Genomic DNA, 16212 nt, shown 5'->3' on the forward strand with positions numbered 1-16212 from the left:
ATCTCAGATTTTAATCTTAAAAAGGAAGATGATATATGCACAGGGATAGGATTTGCTGCAAAGGAGGAAAAGTCTATGACGAAATCATCTTATTCCGTTGCTGTGATAGGGCTGGGTGCTATGGGCATGGGAGCGGCACTTTCTTGTTTACGGGCGGGGCTGACAACCTATGGTATCGACTTAAATACCGCGGCATTAGCCAGGTTGAAAGCGGCGGGTGCTACCGCGGTGGCACAGGATGCCGGAGCCTTTGCTGAAAAATTGGATGCGGTTTTATTACTGCTGGTTAATGCTGAACAGATTCGGAGTGTACTGTTCGGAGCAAACGGGCTGGCGGATAAATTAAATAAAGGTACCGCGCTGATGCTCTCCTCCACCATCTCGGTGCAGGAGGTGAAAGAAATTTCACAAAAATTAACAGAAAAGGGCTTAATCGTACTGGATGCCCCTGTTTCAGGCGGTGCGGCAAAGGCCGCCAGCGGGGAAATAACGGTAATGGCGGCCGGCAGTGAAGCTGCTTTTAACAAGTTGCAGCCGATGCTGACCGCTGTAGCGGCGAAAGTTTATAACATAGGTGCGGAAATCGGTTTAGGCGCGACGGTTAAAATCATTCATCAGTTGCTGGCCGGCGTGCATATCGCCGCGGCGGCGGAAGCCATGGCACTGGCGGCGAAAGCCGGTATTCCGTTGGCTTTGATGTATGAGATCGTTACTCATGCGGCCGGTAATTCCTGGATGTTTGAAAACCGAATGAAACATGTAGTCGAGGGGGATTATAGTCCCCTATCCATGGTTGATATCTTCGTTAAAGATTTGGGTCTGGTTACGGATACGGCCAAATCTTTGCACTTCCCGCTGTATCTGGCGAATACGGCGCATTCGATGTTTACTGCAGCCAGTAACGCCGGTTACGGCAAGCTGGACGATAGTGCGGTGATCAAAATTTTTAACGCGGTTTCTTTGCCGCAGAAAGGAGAATAGGGAATGGCGGATAAAAAATTAGGCGTGATTGCCGATGATTTTACCGGGGCTAGCGATATCGCCGGTTTTTTAAGCGAGAACGGATTACAAACAATCCAAATAAACGGCGTTCCTTTACAGCCATTACCGAATCCAGCCGATGCTCTGGTTATCAGTCTGAAATCCCGCTCCAATCCGCCTCGGGAAGCGGTGGAACAATCTTTACAGGCGTTACGCTGGTTGCAGAAAAACGGTTGTAATCGTTTTTATTTTAAATATTGTTCGACCTTTGATAGTAGTGCGGAAGGTAATATCGGCCCCGTAACCGATGCTTTGCTGGATGCGTTGCAACAAGATTTCACCGTAATCTGCCCGGCCTTACCGATAAATGGGCGTACGGTTTTTAACGGCTATTTATTTGTCGGCAATCTTTTACTGAACGAGTCCGGTATGCAGAATCATCCGATTACGCCGATGAAAGATGCCAGTCTGCTGCGCTTAATGGATGCGCAGGCACAGGGAAAAACCGGTTTGGTGGCGTACCCCGAGGTTATATGTGGAACGGAATCTATTAAAACCTGCTTTGCGCGTTTAAAAGCGGAGGGATACCGCTATGCGGTGGTAGATGCGACGGAGAACTCTCAGCTCGCCCTACTGGCTGAGGCGGTAAAAGATTTCCCTCTGGTAACCGGCGGTTCAGGACTGGCGGCTTATATTGCGCGGAGCTATGACCGGCAGGCGCAGAATCTGCCGGCGTTAATTCCCGCCCCGGGCAAAACCGTTATTTTATCCGGTTCATGCTCGCTGATGACCAATCAGCAGGTGAATTATTACAAGGCGTTGGCTCCGAGCCTGGCATTAGATGCCGAGCAGGCATTGCATAATCCGGATTACGGCGACGAGCTGTATCGCTGGGTGCTTGCCCATGCGGAACACAAACCGGCACCGATGATTTACGCCACAGTGGAGGTTGCAGCACTGAAACAGATTCAGCAGCGTTTCGGTGTAGCACAAATCAGCCGAGCAATTGAAGAGGTTTTTGCCTGCCTGGCCGTAAAACTAAAAGCGGCGGGTTTTACCAATTTTATCGTCGCCGGCGGAGAAACCTCAAGCATTGTGGTGCAGCGACTGGGGCTTTCGGCTTTTTATATCGGAAAGCAGATTGCGCCGGGCGTTCCCTGGCTGAAAACATTGGACGCACCTGTTTTTCTGGCCTTGAAGTCGGGAAACTTTGGCACAAAGGATTTCTTTGAAGTTGCACAGGGTATGACGTTATGAGGGAAGAGGAGCAAAAACTACAAATGGTCGCTCTAGCCCGTTCATTGTTTGAGCGCGGTTATAGTGTCGGCGGGGCGGGCAACCTGTCTGTCCGCCTCGATAGAGAACGTATTCTGGTAACCCCTACGGGTGCCTCGCTGGGACGTTTACAGGCTGAGCGTCTGGCGGTGGTTGATATGCGAGGAAACCTGCTGAGCGGGGATAAGCCTTCGAAAGAGTCGGTATTTCATCTAGCCATATATCGCAATAATCCGGCGTGTGGGGCTATCGTGCATCTGCATTCCACTTATTTAACCGCACTATCCTGTCTGCAGGGGTTGGATCCGGATAATGCGATTCGAGCCTTTACCCCCTATTATGTGATGCGGGTCGGTAAGCTGGCGGTGGTGCCTTATTATCCACCGGGCGACGGCAATATTGCACGCGAACTGGGAGAACGGGCAAATCGGGGTAAAGCTTTTCTGTTAGCCAATCACGGCGTTGTGGTATGCGGCGAAAATTTGGTCGATGCGCTAGAAAATACGGAAGAATTGGAGGAAACCGCAAAACTGTATTTTATTTTACAGGGACATAAAATCCGCTATCTCACAGCAGCGGAAATCAAGGATTTAGAACACAGAGGGAAATAGATATGCCTAAATTTGCAGCGAATTTAACCATGATGTTTAACGAAGTACCTTTTCTGGAACGGTTTGAAGCGGCCGCCGTCGCCGGTTTTAAATATGTGGAATATCTCTGGCCTTATGATTATCCGGTTCAGCAATTAAAAGCGAAACTGATTGAAAACGGTTTACAGCAGGTTTTATTTAACACCTCCGGCGGCGATATCGGAGGGGGCGAATGGGGAATATGCGCGCTCCCCGGCCGGGAAGAGGAAGCACGGCGCGATATTGACCGCGCACTTGAATATGCTATCGGGCTCAATTGTCCGCGGGTGTTGTTGATGGCAGGTGTGGTTCCGCCCGGCGAAGATAAAGAGGAATATCGGCGTACCTTTATTGATAATGTGCGTTATGCGTCGAAGCAATATCGGCCGTACGGTATCGATATTATGCTGGAGGCCTTAAGCCCCGAAGTCAAACCTAACTATCTTTACAGCAGCCAGTATCAGGCCTTGGAACTGGCGGAACTCATAGATTGCGATAACGTTTACATTCAGCTGGACTATTATCACGCCCAAAATGTGGACGGAAACCTCAGTCGCCTGACCAATAGATTGAAACAGCGGCTCGGTCATATTCAGATCGCTTCCGTCCCGGATCGCCATGAACCCGATGAAGGGGAAATCAATTATGTCCATCTGTTCGGGTTGTTGGATGCCATCGGCTATGAGGGCTTTGTCGGCTGCGAATATCAACCGCGTACCACAACGCAAGCCGGTCTGGGTTGGTTTGAACAATACAAATAAACCAAAGTTAGGTTGTTTTTCTCCTGTTTTTAAAACTCCGTAAAAAAACGACCGCTCTTGCACAACTTATTCCATAAGGAGCTGTTATGAAAATTGTAATTACCGGTGCTCAGGGATTTTTAGGCCGGCGTTTAACCGAAACCTTGCTTAGCCGTACGGATATTAATATTCGCAAATTAATTCTGATCGATGTAGTTAAACCTGTCGTCGCACAGGATGATCCGCGCCTGCAATGGGTACAAATGGATCTCAGTAATCCGGACGGGCTGGAAGGGCTTATTGATGGCGAAACCGATGCGGTTTTCCATCTGGCGGCAATTGTTAGCAGTCATGCCGAACAGGATCCGGATTTAGGCTATGCGATAAATTTTTTGGCCACTCGGAATCTGCTTGAAGTATGCCGTGGCAATAACCCGAATATTCGTTTTATTTTTTCCAGTTCACTGGCGGTTTTCGGCGGTGAGCTACCGGCGCAGATTCAAAATCATACGGCACTCACGCCGCAATCGACTTACGGTACGCAGAAAGCCATGTGTGAACTGCTGATTAATGATTATAGTCGTAAAGGTTTTGTGGACGCTTTATCCGTACGTTTACCGACCATTTGTATTCGCCCGGGCAAACCGAATAAGGCAGCCTCCTCTTTTGTCAGCAGCATTATGCGCGAACCTTTACACCAACAAAGGGCGATTTGTCCCGTGGCACCGGAATTACGACTCTGGCTATCCAGCCCGAATACGGTTATTGACAATTTTATCCATGCCTTAACTCTACCGAGCTTGCCGCAGCGCAGCTGGCACGTGATAAATCTGCCGGGTTTCAGTATCAGTGTGCATCATATGCTAGAAGCGCTGGCCGCCATTAAAGGCGAGGAGATTTTAGGTTATATCGACTTTGAATTTGATGCGGCGATTAACGATATCGTGGCCAGCTGGCCGGCGGAAATCAACTGCGAGCAGGCGTTAAGCCTCGGATTTAAAGCGGATTCTTCCTTTAAGGAGGTTATCAACCAGTTTATTCGCTGCGATATGCGGTTCGAATGAAAGGTGCTTGGCGGCGCCGATGTTCAATCTTATTGTAAGGAATACCTATGTTCGGACTTCCCACACCGGTTATCGGTTTAATTATTGCGGTATTCGTTCTTGTGGTTCTAGTGTTAAGAACGCGCGTTCATGCATTTATTGCCATGCTAATTGCTGCGGCGATTGCGGGTATTATCGGCGGAATGAGCGTTAGCGATACGCTCGGTGCCATTAGCAAAGGATTCGGCGGCACCTTAGGCGGAATAGGTATCGTTATCGGCCTCGGGGTTATGATGGGCAGTATTCTGGAAGTTTCCGGTGCCGCGGAAAAAATGGCTTATAGTTTTATAAAATTCTTAGGCAAGAAAAAAGAGGAATGGGCGTTGGCGATTACCGGTTATGTGGTCAGCATTCCTATTTTTGTTGATTCGGCTTTCGTGATTTTGTATCCCGTGGCTAAGGCGCTGGCGAAAAAAGGGAAACGTTCCCTGCTAACCCTGGGGGTCGCCCTTGCCGGCGGTCTGGTGGTTACCCATCATACTGTTCCTCCTACTCCGGGGCCTTTAGGGGTGGCGGGCATATTCGGGGTTGATATCGGCGCTATGTTGCTGGTAGGCATGGCCTTTGCTCTGTTCCCTGTTATCGGTATCGTATTATATGCGCAATGGCTGGATAAAAAATATCCCTCCTTTAACCAGGAAACTTTTAGCCGGGAAGAATTAAAACAGAAATACGAGGATTATATCGAAAAGGGCAAAAACAAAGATTTACCGGGGCTGGGACTGTCTCTGTTGCCGATTGTGCTGCCCATCGGTCTGATTTTTATTAAGGCATTATTTGATCTGGCGATTAAAACCAGTCCGCAAATAGCAGAAGCGGCGCTGTATAAATTGTTCGCCTTTATCGGTCATCCGATGATTGCCCTGGCAATCAGCGTATTAATCGCCGTTTATACCTTATTACCGAAAGCGGATAAAAATACCACCGCACTTCATCTGGAAGAGGGGGTGAAAACCGCCGGGATTATTTTGTTGGTTACCGGTGCGGGCGGTGCGCTGGGTGCGGTGCTACGCGAAAGCGGAGCCGGTACCGCTCTGGCCGAACAAATTGCCGCCTTGCCGATTTCACCGATTCTGATCCCCTTTATCGTTTCTACCTTGGTACGTTTTATTCAGGGCTCGGGTACTGTGGCGATGATTACCGCCGCATCTATTTCCGCTCCTATTCTAATGCAAATTCCGGGCGTTAATATGCTGCTTGCCGCACAGGCGGCAACCATGGGTTCATTGTTCTTCGGGTATTTTAACGACAGCTTATTCTGGGTGGTTAATCGTATGATGGGGATTAATGATGTTGGCAAGCAAATGATCGTTTGGTCGGTACCTACCACCGTCGCCTGGGCTAGCGGCGGCTGTCTGGTGATTCTATCCAATCTGATATGGGGGAACGACGGTTCAGTGTTCGATTTAATTTTACCGCTCGGCGTTCTGGCCGCCATTTTGCTGTACGTTAAAATTCAGAATAGGGGCGACTAATAACATGGGGTTTCCCCGTTAACCTTTTTTAATCAGAGGTAGTTATGCGGAAATGGATTTTCCTTTACTTATTCCTGCCGGCTTTGTCCGCTGTCGGTGAAATAAGCGCGGATAGCCCTCAGATTCCTGCTTGGGTGGGGGTAACCCTGCTCAGTGAAGTAACGGAGCAGGGACAACGAATCAATGCGGTTGCGCTGGAATATGAATCCGATGTGTTATCCGGTAGTAATTTAGGACATTTGTATCGGGTTGCTACCAGTTTGGATCAGCAGGGGCAGGAACCCCGTTCGGTGTTAAAAGCCTATGTCAATGATAAGGCGGAAACCGCTTATCAAGCAAAAACCGGCAGATTTGTAATTATTGAACTGGATAGCAGGGATAACAATGCCGCCCTGTATAGCCTGCGCAAGGAAAACGAACGACCGATGAAATTTAGAGCCAGGGATAGCGATGGCAAGATTATTGAGATCGAAAAAGTCCAGAGGAATAATGTGCCGAAGTTTTATCATGCGCGGTTACAATACCATATTGAACAAAAGGGACTACTCAAACTGAGTAACGGCAAGACTTTAGACGGCTTTATAGTTAGTCAGAGTGCAGCTAAAAATAAGGTAAAAAATCGCTATATTGATAATTTCATCGCACATCAGGTGGCATCTGGCGATCCTCATAATATTCTGCGCTATCGTTTATATACGCCGACGGGCAGCGCCAAGTCCTATCCGCTACTCCTGTTTTTGCACGGTTCGGGCCAAGTAGGTTCGGACAATCTGGCTCAGTTGCTGTCTAGCAAAGGAGCCACCTTTACCTTGGCATATGAGCAAGGTTTTGTTCTGGCGCCGCAATATTCTTCCGTATTCGATCCTTTTGATGACGCAAACAAGGGCCAGCGTGGCGGGATTCACTGGCAGAGCGATAACCGGATGGATTTAGTGTTGCAGATGCTTGATCGGACGCTAGCGAAGAACCCTACCATTGATAAACGACGGATTTATCTGGTAGGACTGTCGCGTGGGGCGGAAGGCGCACTAAAACTCTTGCAAAAACGACCGCACTTTTTTGCCGGTGCACTTCTAATTAGCGGACGTGAGGCGGATTCTCTGGAATGGATTGACGGCAATGCGACGCCGGCGAGTTTGGCTCCGCTTAAAAACGTACCTATATGGTTTTTCCACAGTAAACAAGATCAGGTAGCGCCGGTGCAGGGTTCACGGATTAATTATCGGATTCTGTCAGCATTAGGAGCGCCCTATGTGAAATATACCGAATTCAGTTTTATTCGGGCCGGGGATAACGGCATTATCAATCACAATCCGCATAATAGCTGGGATGCGGTATTCAATAGCCCGGAAGTGATTACTTGGTTACTAGCACAGAGATTACCCTGAGGAGGAGTCGATGAACTATCAGCTTCTGTCTTATCCCCTGGATATTGCCGATCCCGGTTTTCCCGGGGAACCTACCCTAAGTATTCAAAAAAGTACCCGTATTGCCGACGGAGATATGTATAACAGTTCGATCGTACATTTATTCAATCATTTCGGTACGCATTTTGATGCGCCGAATCATTTCAACCCCAAAGGGGCTACCATCAGCGAACTGCCACTGCAGCGTTTTATTTATGAGCGACCGCTGTTATTGGATATTCCTAAATCTGCGGGGGAGATGATTCAGCCAATTGATCTGGAAATTCATTTGAGCGCTATCCGCCGGGCGGATTTTCTGATGATACGCACCGGGTTGGAAAAGCTGCGTATGCAGCATCCTAATCAATATGCGACTAAAGGTGTAGCAGTCAGCGTTCAGACGGCTCGTTATTTGATGGAACATGCGGCTAATCTGAAAGCACTCGGATTTGATTTTATTTCACTTGCCTCCCCTGACCACCCTGAACAAGGGATAAAGTCGCATCAAATTATGCTAGGTATGTTCAGCCATCATTTCATCTGTATTATTGAGGATATGAAGCTATCTGCAGTGGATAAAACTCGTTTGAAACGTATTTTTGCCATGCCCTTGTTGATCCGAGGGATCGACAGCGCACAAGTCTGTATTTTAGCCGAGAGTGAGTAATTCTATGCAAAAAAGCGACAATAGTTACTGGTTAGCCATTTTGTTCTGTTGTTTAAGTTTTATCGGCGCCTATTTGAGTTCCTTGGTCGAGCGGGATTTCGGGCGAATCGAGATCAGCCGTTTTAGCTTTATAAGCGAAGAAATGCAACCGATGCACGCTAAATTATATCGCCCCCTGTCGGCAACGCCACAGCACCCTAAACCGGGTTTGCTGGCGTTACACGGTTATCAGAGTGATAAGGAAGCCGCCGCCACTTTCGGCGCATTGGAATTAGCAAAGCGAGGTTTTGTGGTATTGGCGATCGATCACTTCGGTCATGGTTATTCGACCGCTTTGCCTGCTTCGGATAAAAATATGAGCGGTGCTAATAACGGTTACCGTTATTTGAAAAGCTTGCCTTTTGTCGATAAAGAAAGGTTGGGTATATTCGGACATTCCACCGGCGCCCTAAATGCGATACGAGTAGCGAAGCTTAATCCCGATCATAAAGCGGTAAACGGTCTAAGCGCTAACGGCGGCGACGAAAGTTTACATAATTATCTGCTGACTCAGGGGCTATTTGAAGAAATAGGCGGCTATCGGGAAAAAATCTTCCCGGTTAAAGCGTTGGTGAATAATCAAAAACGTCTGGCAGCTTTTTCATTGTCAGCAGATGACATATTGCAATGGAATCATACCTATGGTGATTTTGCTGATGGTTCCGCGCGGCGAGCGGCATTGGTAAAGGGCACTCATTTGGGGGTAATGATTGCCGCACACAGCAATAAAGAAGCGATTTTATGGTTTAATCGGGCACTACAGGATGGTAAACAAACGGAGGATTGGATTGACCCCGAACAACAAACCTATTGGTATAAAGAACTTGCCGGGTTGGTTGCGCTTGCAGCGGCATTGATTTCCTCCCTGTTTGTAGCGAATGCCTTATTAAGCACGGCATATTTCTCCTCGGTAACTAAACCTGTAACAAAACAGACCGCAGTTTCCAGCTCACAATGGCGGATTTTTGCATTTATCAATTTGCTTGCCACGATGATTTTGTATCCGTTATTTACCCGCTGGGGCGGCGCTAACGAACCTATTGCTTCATTATTGCCCTTTATGCCTTTGGAAATGGGCAATGGCATTATTACCTGGCTAACGGTCAGCGCCCTAATTAATCTGATTTTTTTCTTATGCTGGAAAAGAGGCAACTCGGTTTGTTTGCGTCGGTTCGGGGTGCTGAGTGATTCTCCCGAAATATCTACCATTGTACTCGCAGGGCGTTATTTATTACTTAGTGTGCTGTTAATCCTTTGGTTGTATTTCATTGCGACTTTTATCTATCAGTATTGGGGGGCGGAACTACGCTTTTTGTGGCCGTTGCTGAAGCCGTTGAATGCAGAACGATTTAATTTGCTTTCGCAATATTGGCTGCCGATTTTAGTGTTTTTCTTCGTTTTTAACGGATTGATCGTTTCCGTGCAGATGAAGCAGAAAAACCGCGCTTCTTTTAGCGCGACTTTAGCAAGCTGGACGCTGAATACGGCGATTTTTGCCGCCGGCGGCTTAATTCTGCTGTGGTTGCTGCATTTCGTGCCGGCTTTTATGCAGATTGGCCCGGGTTTTGATGTTATCGGTCTACCGCAATTCGGCGGGCGTTGGATGATGATGCTGGCGGTGATTATTCCGCAGTTTATTGTATTCGGCTTGCTCCATCACTGGTGCTATTTGAAAACGGGCTATATTTATCTCGGCGTATTTTTCACTTCAATGCTGATGACTTGGATTATGGTCGGTGGGCAGGTTATCGGGCGTTTTTTGGCTTGAAACGCCCGATGTTATTGATGTTTTACTTTTAAGCCGAGAATAAAGTAAGCTCTCGCCTATGTTCGGGAATTAGAGTAAACGCCAGCTTTGTTCCTCGGGGTCGATCAGTAATTGTTGCTGATGATGAGGTTGCAGGGTGGAGCGGTGGCCTACGCTGATAATGGTGGTATGCGGCAGTTCGGCACGCAGGAGGCGATATATGGCGTCTTCCAATCCTTCGTCCATACTGGCGGTGGCTTCGTCTAAAAATGCGATTAAAGGCCGGTGCATAAGTAAACGGGCAAAGGCGAGACGTTGTTGTTCACCGAGAGAAAGAACGCGAGCCCAGTCGTTTTCTTCACTAAGGTGGGCGCTTAAATGTCCCAGTTGAACTTTGAGCATAATTTCCCCGGCAGCGGCAAAATCCGGCTGAGGCGGGGTGTTTTCAGGATAATACAGGGCATCGATTAAGCGTCCTTGCGGCAAATAAGGTTTCTGCGACAGGAACAAGGCACTGTGTAGCGGGCGCGTTATTTTTCCTTCGGCATAGGGCCAAAGACCGGCGATGGTACGCAACAAGGTGGTTTTTCCCGCACCGGACGGGCCTTTAATTAATAATGAGGTACCCTGTGCCAGATCCAGATTCAGTTCTCGCAGCAAGGCTTCTCCATTAGGTTTATTAATATTCAGTTGATCTAGGCGCATACCTTCAGCTCCGTCTTCAATGGCGCAGCCGCTTCCGCTATTGACCTGGTTGATTGCGCTATGAAAGCCGGTAAGACGATCCAGTACCGCACGGTAGCCGGTGAACTCGTCATAGGAATTACGGAAGAAGGATAGGGCGGATTGTACCTGACCGAAAGCTTGGGCGGTCTGAATTAAATCGCCCAGCTGAATCTGTTTATTAAAATAACGGCTGGCCTGAATGATAAAAGGAAAGATAACCGAAACCTGGGAGATCATCAGGTTAAAACCGGAAAGTTTTAGGGTGCGGTAGACAATTTTCCAAACATTACCTATTACTTTATCGAATTGGGCAAACAGAATATTTTTCTCCATTTTTTCACCGCGGAAAAAGGCGATGCTTTCGGCGTATTCTTTCAGGCGAATCAGGGAGTAACGATAATTTGCATTCAGTTTTTCGTTGGCAAAGTTTAATTGAATCAGCGGTCGCCCGATTTTAAAGGCGAAAATACTGCTGACTAGCACATAGATAAAAACTAAAAATACCATGGCGTGGGGAATGGTTACGCCGAATAGCGTCATGGGGCCGGCGAGATCCCATAAAATGATGGTGAAGGCGACGATGGAAACCACCGAGGAAATCACACCGGTAGCGAAGCCGATAGAGCTGGAAACATAAGAGAGGATATCCTGCTGAATGCGTTGATCCGGATTATCCAGCTGGTTCGGTAGGTATTGTACCTTATAGTAGGATTGATTATATGTCCATTTTTCCAGCATGGACTGATTTAGCCAGGTGCGCCACTGAATGGTAAAACGCTGAGTCAGATAGTAAGTTAAAAGAATATTGCTGATATGAATGGCGGCCAGCACGGAGAAGATGACCATCTGAATCCAGAATTCGGCGGCATTCATCTCTTGCAGTGCGTTATACATGGCTTTGTACCATTCGGAGAAGAGTACGGTTAAACGCACCGAAAGGAGGTTAAAGAAAACCAGGGTTATAAAATAGGCCAGCGGTTTAATACTGCGCCGCGGGGAAAGATAGTCCCTTGCCAACAGCCAAAATTGGCTAGCCCAGCCTGTGGTTCTGACCAACAGCCAGAGCACCAGAGAAAAGAGTACGGCACTCATACCGAGGGCTTTTAGTATCCATAAAAAAGAAGTCAGCAGTTCTTGTACATAATCCATATAATCGCTTATACCCTGTGATTGAAATTAAGTCGGTTATTTTTTAGTAAATTCGAGAGTTAGGCAAGAAAAATATAAGAAATGTTCAAAATTTCATAGCCGGTCACATTTCACCCGGCTAAAGATTGCTATAATTCCTTCAGTTTTCATTATTTTAAATTCGAGGTAGGAAGAGTTATGTCTGATGTTGCCATTACCATCAGTATCCTTGCCCTTGTCTCCGTGATTGGCCTGTGGATTGGACACTGGAAAATTAAAGGTGTCGGTCTGGGTATCGGGGGCGTGCTGTTCGGGGGCATACTGGTGTCGCATTTTACCGAACAATACGGTCTGCATCTGGATACGCACACGCTGCATTTTATTCAGGAATTCGGCCTGATTCTGTTTGTATATACCATCGGGATTCAGGTCGGTCCGGGTTTTTTCGCTTCTTTACGTGAGTCCGGGCTGAAGCTGAATGCTTTTGCCGCACTGGTTGTATTGCTTGGCGCATTATTGGTGGTGATCCTGTATAAAACGGTGGATATTCCGCTGGATATTATTCTGGGGATTTATTCCGGGGCGGTAACCAACACCCCTTCCCTAGGTGCGGGGCAACAGATTCTTTCGGAGCTGGGAATGACGGATATTACCCAGAGCATGGGGATGGCTTATGCGGTGGCTTATCCCTTCGGTATCTGCGGTATTTTGCTGACCATGTGGCTGGTGCGCCTCTTTTTTAAAGTGAAAATAGATGCGGAGGCGGCGAATTTCGATCGGGAATCGGGTCGTGATAAGGATACGCTGCATAAGGTCAATATTAAGGTAACCAATACGAATCTGCACGGACTGCTGCTGCGTGATATTCCCGGTATCGAAACCCAGGAGGTTATCTGCACCCGTTTAAAACGCCATGAAAGCATCTGTGTTCCCAAGGCGGATACGGTAATTCAGCTTGGCGATTTACTGCATATCATCGGCGATTATGCCGCGCTGAAAAAAATGAAGCTGATTATCGGTGAGGAAGTTAATGTGGAGGCTTCCAGTCTGAGCGGTAATTTGCGTTCCGAACGGGTGGTGGTAACCAATGAAAAGGTACTGGGGAAGAAAATCCGCAATCTGGCAATCCATCAGAAATACGGTGTGGTGATTTCACGTCTGAATCGTGCCGGGGTGGAATTGATTCCGACCGCCAGTACCACTTTACAATTTGGTGATGTTCTGCACATTGTCGGCAGTGTCGATACTATTGACAGCGCCATTGCCATTTTGGGCAATGCCCAGTCTAAATTGCAGCAGGTGCAGATGTTGCCGGTATTTATCGGTATTGGTCTGGGCGTTTTGGTCGGTTCCATACCTTTTCATATCCCGGGCTTCCCGGTTGCCTTAAAGCTCGGTCTGGCCGGCGGTCCCTTAGTTGTCGCACTGATTCTGGCGCGTATCGGTTCTGTGGGTAAACTGTACTGGTTTATGCCGCCGAGTGCCAATCTGGCGCTGCGGGAAATCGGCATTGTGTTGTTTTTATCCGTGGTGGGACTAAAATCCGGCGGTAACTTCGTACATACCCTGGTCGAGGGCGGCGGACTGGAATGGATGGGATACGGTATTTTGCTGACCTTTATACCGCTGATGGCGGTGGGTATTCTGGCGCGCTTATATGCCAAAATGAATTATCTCAGTATCTGCGGATTGCTGGCGGGGTCTATGACCGATCCGCCGGCTTTGGCTTTTGCTAATGCGATGAAAGAAGAAAACGGTGCCGCCGCCTTATCTTATGCGACGGTTTATCCCTTGGTTATGTTTTTACGTATTATTTCGCCGCAGCTGCTGGCGATTTTGCTCTGGTCGGTAATGTAGCCGGAAATTACCGACGGATTATGTTTATTCGCCGCCGCAGGGTTACTGCGAGCGGCGGATTTATTATTGTTGCGGAAAAATCCGTGGAAAATGACCGCACTTTTGCCGCTAAAGTAGGATATAATCGCGCGGACTTTTATTAACGGATACTCAATAGAGCAGAGAAACAGTATGCCACAAACGCAATTTGAAGATTTCGATCTTTCGCCGCAATTATTACGCGCGCTAGAGAAAAAAGGCTATAGCCGACCGACCGCCATTCAGTGCGAAGCCATTCCTGCCGCGATGGAAGAACGTGATGTATTAGGTTCCGCACCGACCGGCACCGGAAAAACCGTCGCTTTTTTATTACCTGCGATTCAGCATTTACTGGACTATCCGCGACGTAAGCCGGGGCCGCCGCGCATTTTGATTCTGACGCCGACCCGCGAACTGGCGATGCAGGTGGCCGAACAGGCTGAGGCATTGGCCTGTTTTACCGATTTGAGTATCGCTACCATTACCGGCGGCGTTGCCTACCAGAATCATGGTGAAGTGTTCAATAAGAATCAGGATATGGTGGTAGCTACGCCGGGACGCTTGCTGCAATATATCCAGGAAGAAAATTTTGACTGCCGGGCGGTGGAAATATTAATTTTTGACGAAGCGGATCGTTTGTTGCAAATGGGCTTCGGTCAGAGTGCGGAAAAAATTGCGGCGGAAACCCGCTGGCGTAAGCAGACCCTTTTGTTTTCCGCTACCTTGGAAGGGGAATTATTGGCGGATTTTGCCGCCCGCCTGTTAAATGATCCGATACGAATTGATGCCGAATCCAGCCGGCGCGAGCGGAAGAAAATTCAGCAATGGTATTATCATGCGGACAGTAACGAGCATAAAATCAAACTGCTTGCCCGTTTTATCGAGCAAGAGGATATTCAGCGCGGTATTGTATTCGTACGCCGGCGCGAAGAGGTACGCGCACTGTCGGAAACCTTGCGTAAACGCGGTATCCGCACGACTTATTTAGAAGGCGAGATGGCGCAGAGTCAGCGTAATAATGCGGTAGATAAGCTGAAAAACGGCGTGGTGCGGATTTTAGTGGCAACGGATGTGGCGGCGCGGGGTATCGATATTGAAGATATCAGCCATGTAATGAATTTCGATTTGCCCTATAGTGCGGATGTCTATCTGCATCGTATTGGGCGTACCGCCCGGGCGGGGAAAAAAGGCTGTGCGGTTTCTTTTGTGGAGAGCCATGATTATAAATTGCTCGGTAAAATCAAGCGCTATAGCGGAGAGTTGCTGAAGCCCCGTATTATCGAGGGGCTGGAGCCGCGAACCAAGGCGCCTAAGAACGGCGAAGTGAAAAGCGTCAGCAAAAAACAGAAAGCGCGTAAAAAAGCACAATATGAAGAGCGTAAAAAAAGCGACCGTAAGATAAAGGTGCGCCATAAAGAAAGTAAAAATATCGGTAAACGTCGTCGTCCTAAGGCAGTTTTAGAGGAAAGTTCGCCGTCTTAGAATTTTAAATAAAAATCCCGGGTCAGACGGATAAAGTCCGGCGTATACTGATTTTCAGCGTTATAGATCACCAAGCGGCTCAATTCGGTTGGTGATTTTTTACGTCCGAAAGAAAGGAGCAAACGATGGGGAGGCTTTCCTTGTTTGGTGATGACTTCGCAGGCGCGCAGGCAGTAAAGATCGGTTTGCTGCTGCAATATTTTTCCGGCGGTAAAGGGCAGAATAAAATGGATTTGTCCCTGCTCCGATAAACATTGTGCCGCGTTCTGGAGCCAGTCTTGATGAGTTTGTTCGGCAAAGTAGCGAGCCTGATTACGAGCCGGGTTACTACAGCTGATAGCGGCTTCAAAATAAGGCGGGTTTGCGGCGATAATATCGAATTGTTGCCGGCTGCGGGTTAAAAATTCAAGCACATCTTCGCGGTAAATCCGTAATTTATCCGACCAGGGAGAATGGCGAAAATTTTCTTGTGCCTGAGCCATTGCCGCCGCATCGATTTCCACGGCGGTAATCCGGCAGTGCGGGGCGGTTCGCTGCGCCAGCATCAGTGCAATCAGACCGCTACCGCAGCCCATATCCAGACAAGATGAGGCTTGCTCGGTGGGTGCAATCCAGGCTCCGAGCAGAATACCGTCGGTACCGACTTTCATGGCGCATTTATCGTGGCGGAGGCTAAACTGTTTAAAACGAAAATCCGGATTTTCTTGCATAAGTACTGGCTCAGGAGATAGTCAGGAGATAGAAAGAAGCTATTTTCGCATTATTCGGGGCGTTAAATCCAGTTGTCCGTAAGCTTCGAGGTGAATCTTTCGGCTTGTTCCTTCCTGTGTCGTACGGCTTATTCGAATACTTACCGAAATTGTGAGGATACCCTTTTCCCCTTTGCATTGCGCTTCCGGCGAAAAATCAGGTTTAATGAAAATTTAATATGAAAGCCGC

13 protein-coding genes are annotated in these 16212 nt (G+C 48.1%); 11 read left to right on the top strand and 2 right to left on the bottom strand.

Going from position 1 to position 16212, the window contains the following annotated elements:
• Window positions 1–75 precede the first annotated feature (75 nt).
• From ltnD to EDC45_RS00175, 9 genes are all read left to right on the top strand, one after another.
• Window positions 76–981 carry an L-threonate dehydrogenase gene (gene ltnD, locus EDC45_RS00135; protein ID WP_133542256.1) on the top strand — a complete coding sequence of 302 codons (906 nt, stop codon included), beginning with the start codon at window positions 76–78 and terminating at the stop codon, window positions 979–981.
• 3 nt (window positions 982–984) lie between these two features.
• A complete protein-coding gene (gene otnK, locus EDC45_RS00140) occupies window positions 985–2238 on the top strand; it encodes a 3-oxo-tetronate kinase (RefSeq protein ID WP_133542258.1) in 1254 nt (417 codons plus the stop codon).
• Window positions 2235–2867, top strand: coding sequence for a 3-oxo-tetronate 4-phosphate decarboxylase (gene otnC / locus EDC45_RS00145; RefSeq protein ID WP_133542260.1), 633 nt, complete (start codon window positions 2235–2237; stop codon window positions 2865–2867). The genes otnK and otnC overlap by 4 nt, the downstream gene beginning before the upstream one ends.
• A gap of 2 nt (window positions 2868–2869) precedes the next feature.
• Window positions 2870–3646, top strand: coding sequence for a 2-oxo-tetronate isomerase (gene otnI / locus EDC45_RS00150; RefSeq protein WP_133542262.1), 777 nt, complete (start codon window positions 2870–2872; stop codon window positions 3644–3646).
• 86 nt (window positions 3647–3732) lie between these two features.
• Window positions 3733–4689 carry a D-erythronate dehydrogenase gene (denD, locus tag EDC45_RS00155; RefSeq protein ID WP_133542264.1) on the top strand — a complete coding sequence of 319 codons (957 nt, stop codon included), beginning with the start codon at window positions 3733–3735 and terminating at the stop codon, window positions 4687–4689.
• 47 nt (window positions 4690–4736) lie between these two features.
• A complete protein-coding gene (locus tag EDC45_RS00160; RefSeq protein ID WP_133542266.1) occupies window positions 4737–6203 on the top strand; it encodes a GntT/GntP/DsdX family permease in 1467 nt (488 codons plus the stop codon).
• 44 nt (window positions 6204–6247) lie between these two features.
• A complete protein-coding gene (locus EDC45_RS00165; RefSeq protein WP_133542268.1) occupies window positions 6248–7591 on the top strand; it encodes a phospholipase in 1344 nt (447 codons plus the stop codon).
• A gap of 10 nt (window positions 7592–7601) precedes the next feature.
• Window positions 7602–8276: a cyclase family protein gene (locus EDC45_RS00170; protein ID WP_133542270.1), complete on the top strand. Its 675-nt coding sequence runs from the start codon at window positions 7602–7604 to the stop codon at window positions 8274–8276.
• Between the two features lie 4 nt (window positions 8277–8280).
• Window positions 8281–10083, top strand: coding sequence for an alpha/beta hydrolase (locus tag EDC45_RS00175; protein ID WP_133542272.1), 1803 nt, complete (start codon window positions 8281–8283; stop codon window positions 10081–10083).
• 69 nt (window positions 10084–10152) lie between these two features.
• Here EDC45_RS00175 and EDC45_RS00180 read toward each other — a convergent pair whose 3' ends face one another.
• Entirely contained in the window at window positions 10153–11937 is a 1785-nt protein-coding gene (locus EDC45_RS00180; RefSeq protein ID WP_133542274.1) for an ABC transporter ATP-binding protein/permease, read from the bottom strand.
• A gap of 177 nt (window positions 11938–12114) precedes the next feature.
• Between EDC45_RS00180 and EDC45_RS00185 the strand changes: the two genes are divergently transcribed.
• Window positions 12115–13773 carry a putative transporter gene (locus EDC45_RS00185; protein ID WP_133542276.1) on the top strand — a complete coding sequence of 553 codons (1659 nt, stop codon included), beginning with the start codon at window positions 12115–12117 and terminating at the stop codon, window positions 13771–13773.
• A 171-nt stretch (window positions 13774–13944) separates the two neighbouring features.
• Window positions 13945–15273, top strand: a complete 1329-nt coding sequence (srmB, locus tag EDC45_RS00190) for an ATP-dependent RNA helicase SrmB (RefSeq protein ID WP_133542277.1) — start codon at window positions 13945–13947, stop codon at window positions 15271–15273.
• Here the strand turns inward: srmB and EDC45_RS00195 are convergent.
• A complete protein-coding gene (locus tag EDC45_RS00195; protein ID WP_133542278.1) occupies window positions 15270–15983 on the bottom strand; it encodes a tRNA1(Val) (adenine(37)-N6)-methyltransferase in 714 nt (237 codons plus the stop codon). The two genes, srmB and EDC45_RS00195, sit on opposite strands and share 4 nt — an antisense overlap.
• Window positions 15984–16212 lie beyond the last annotated feature (229 nt).

This window comes from Mesocricetibacter intestinalis, from assembly GCF_004363295.1.
Taxonomy (GTDB): Bacteria; Pseudomonadota; Gammaproteobacteria; order Enterobacterales; family Pasteurellaceae; genus Mesocricetibacter; species Mesocricetibacter intestinalis.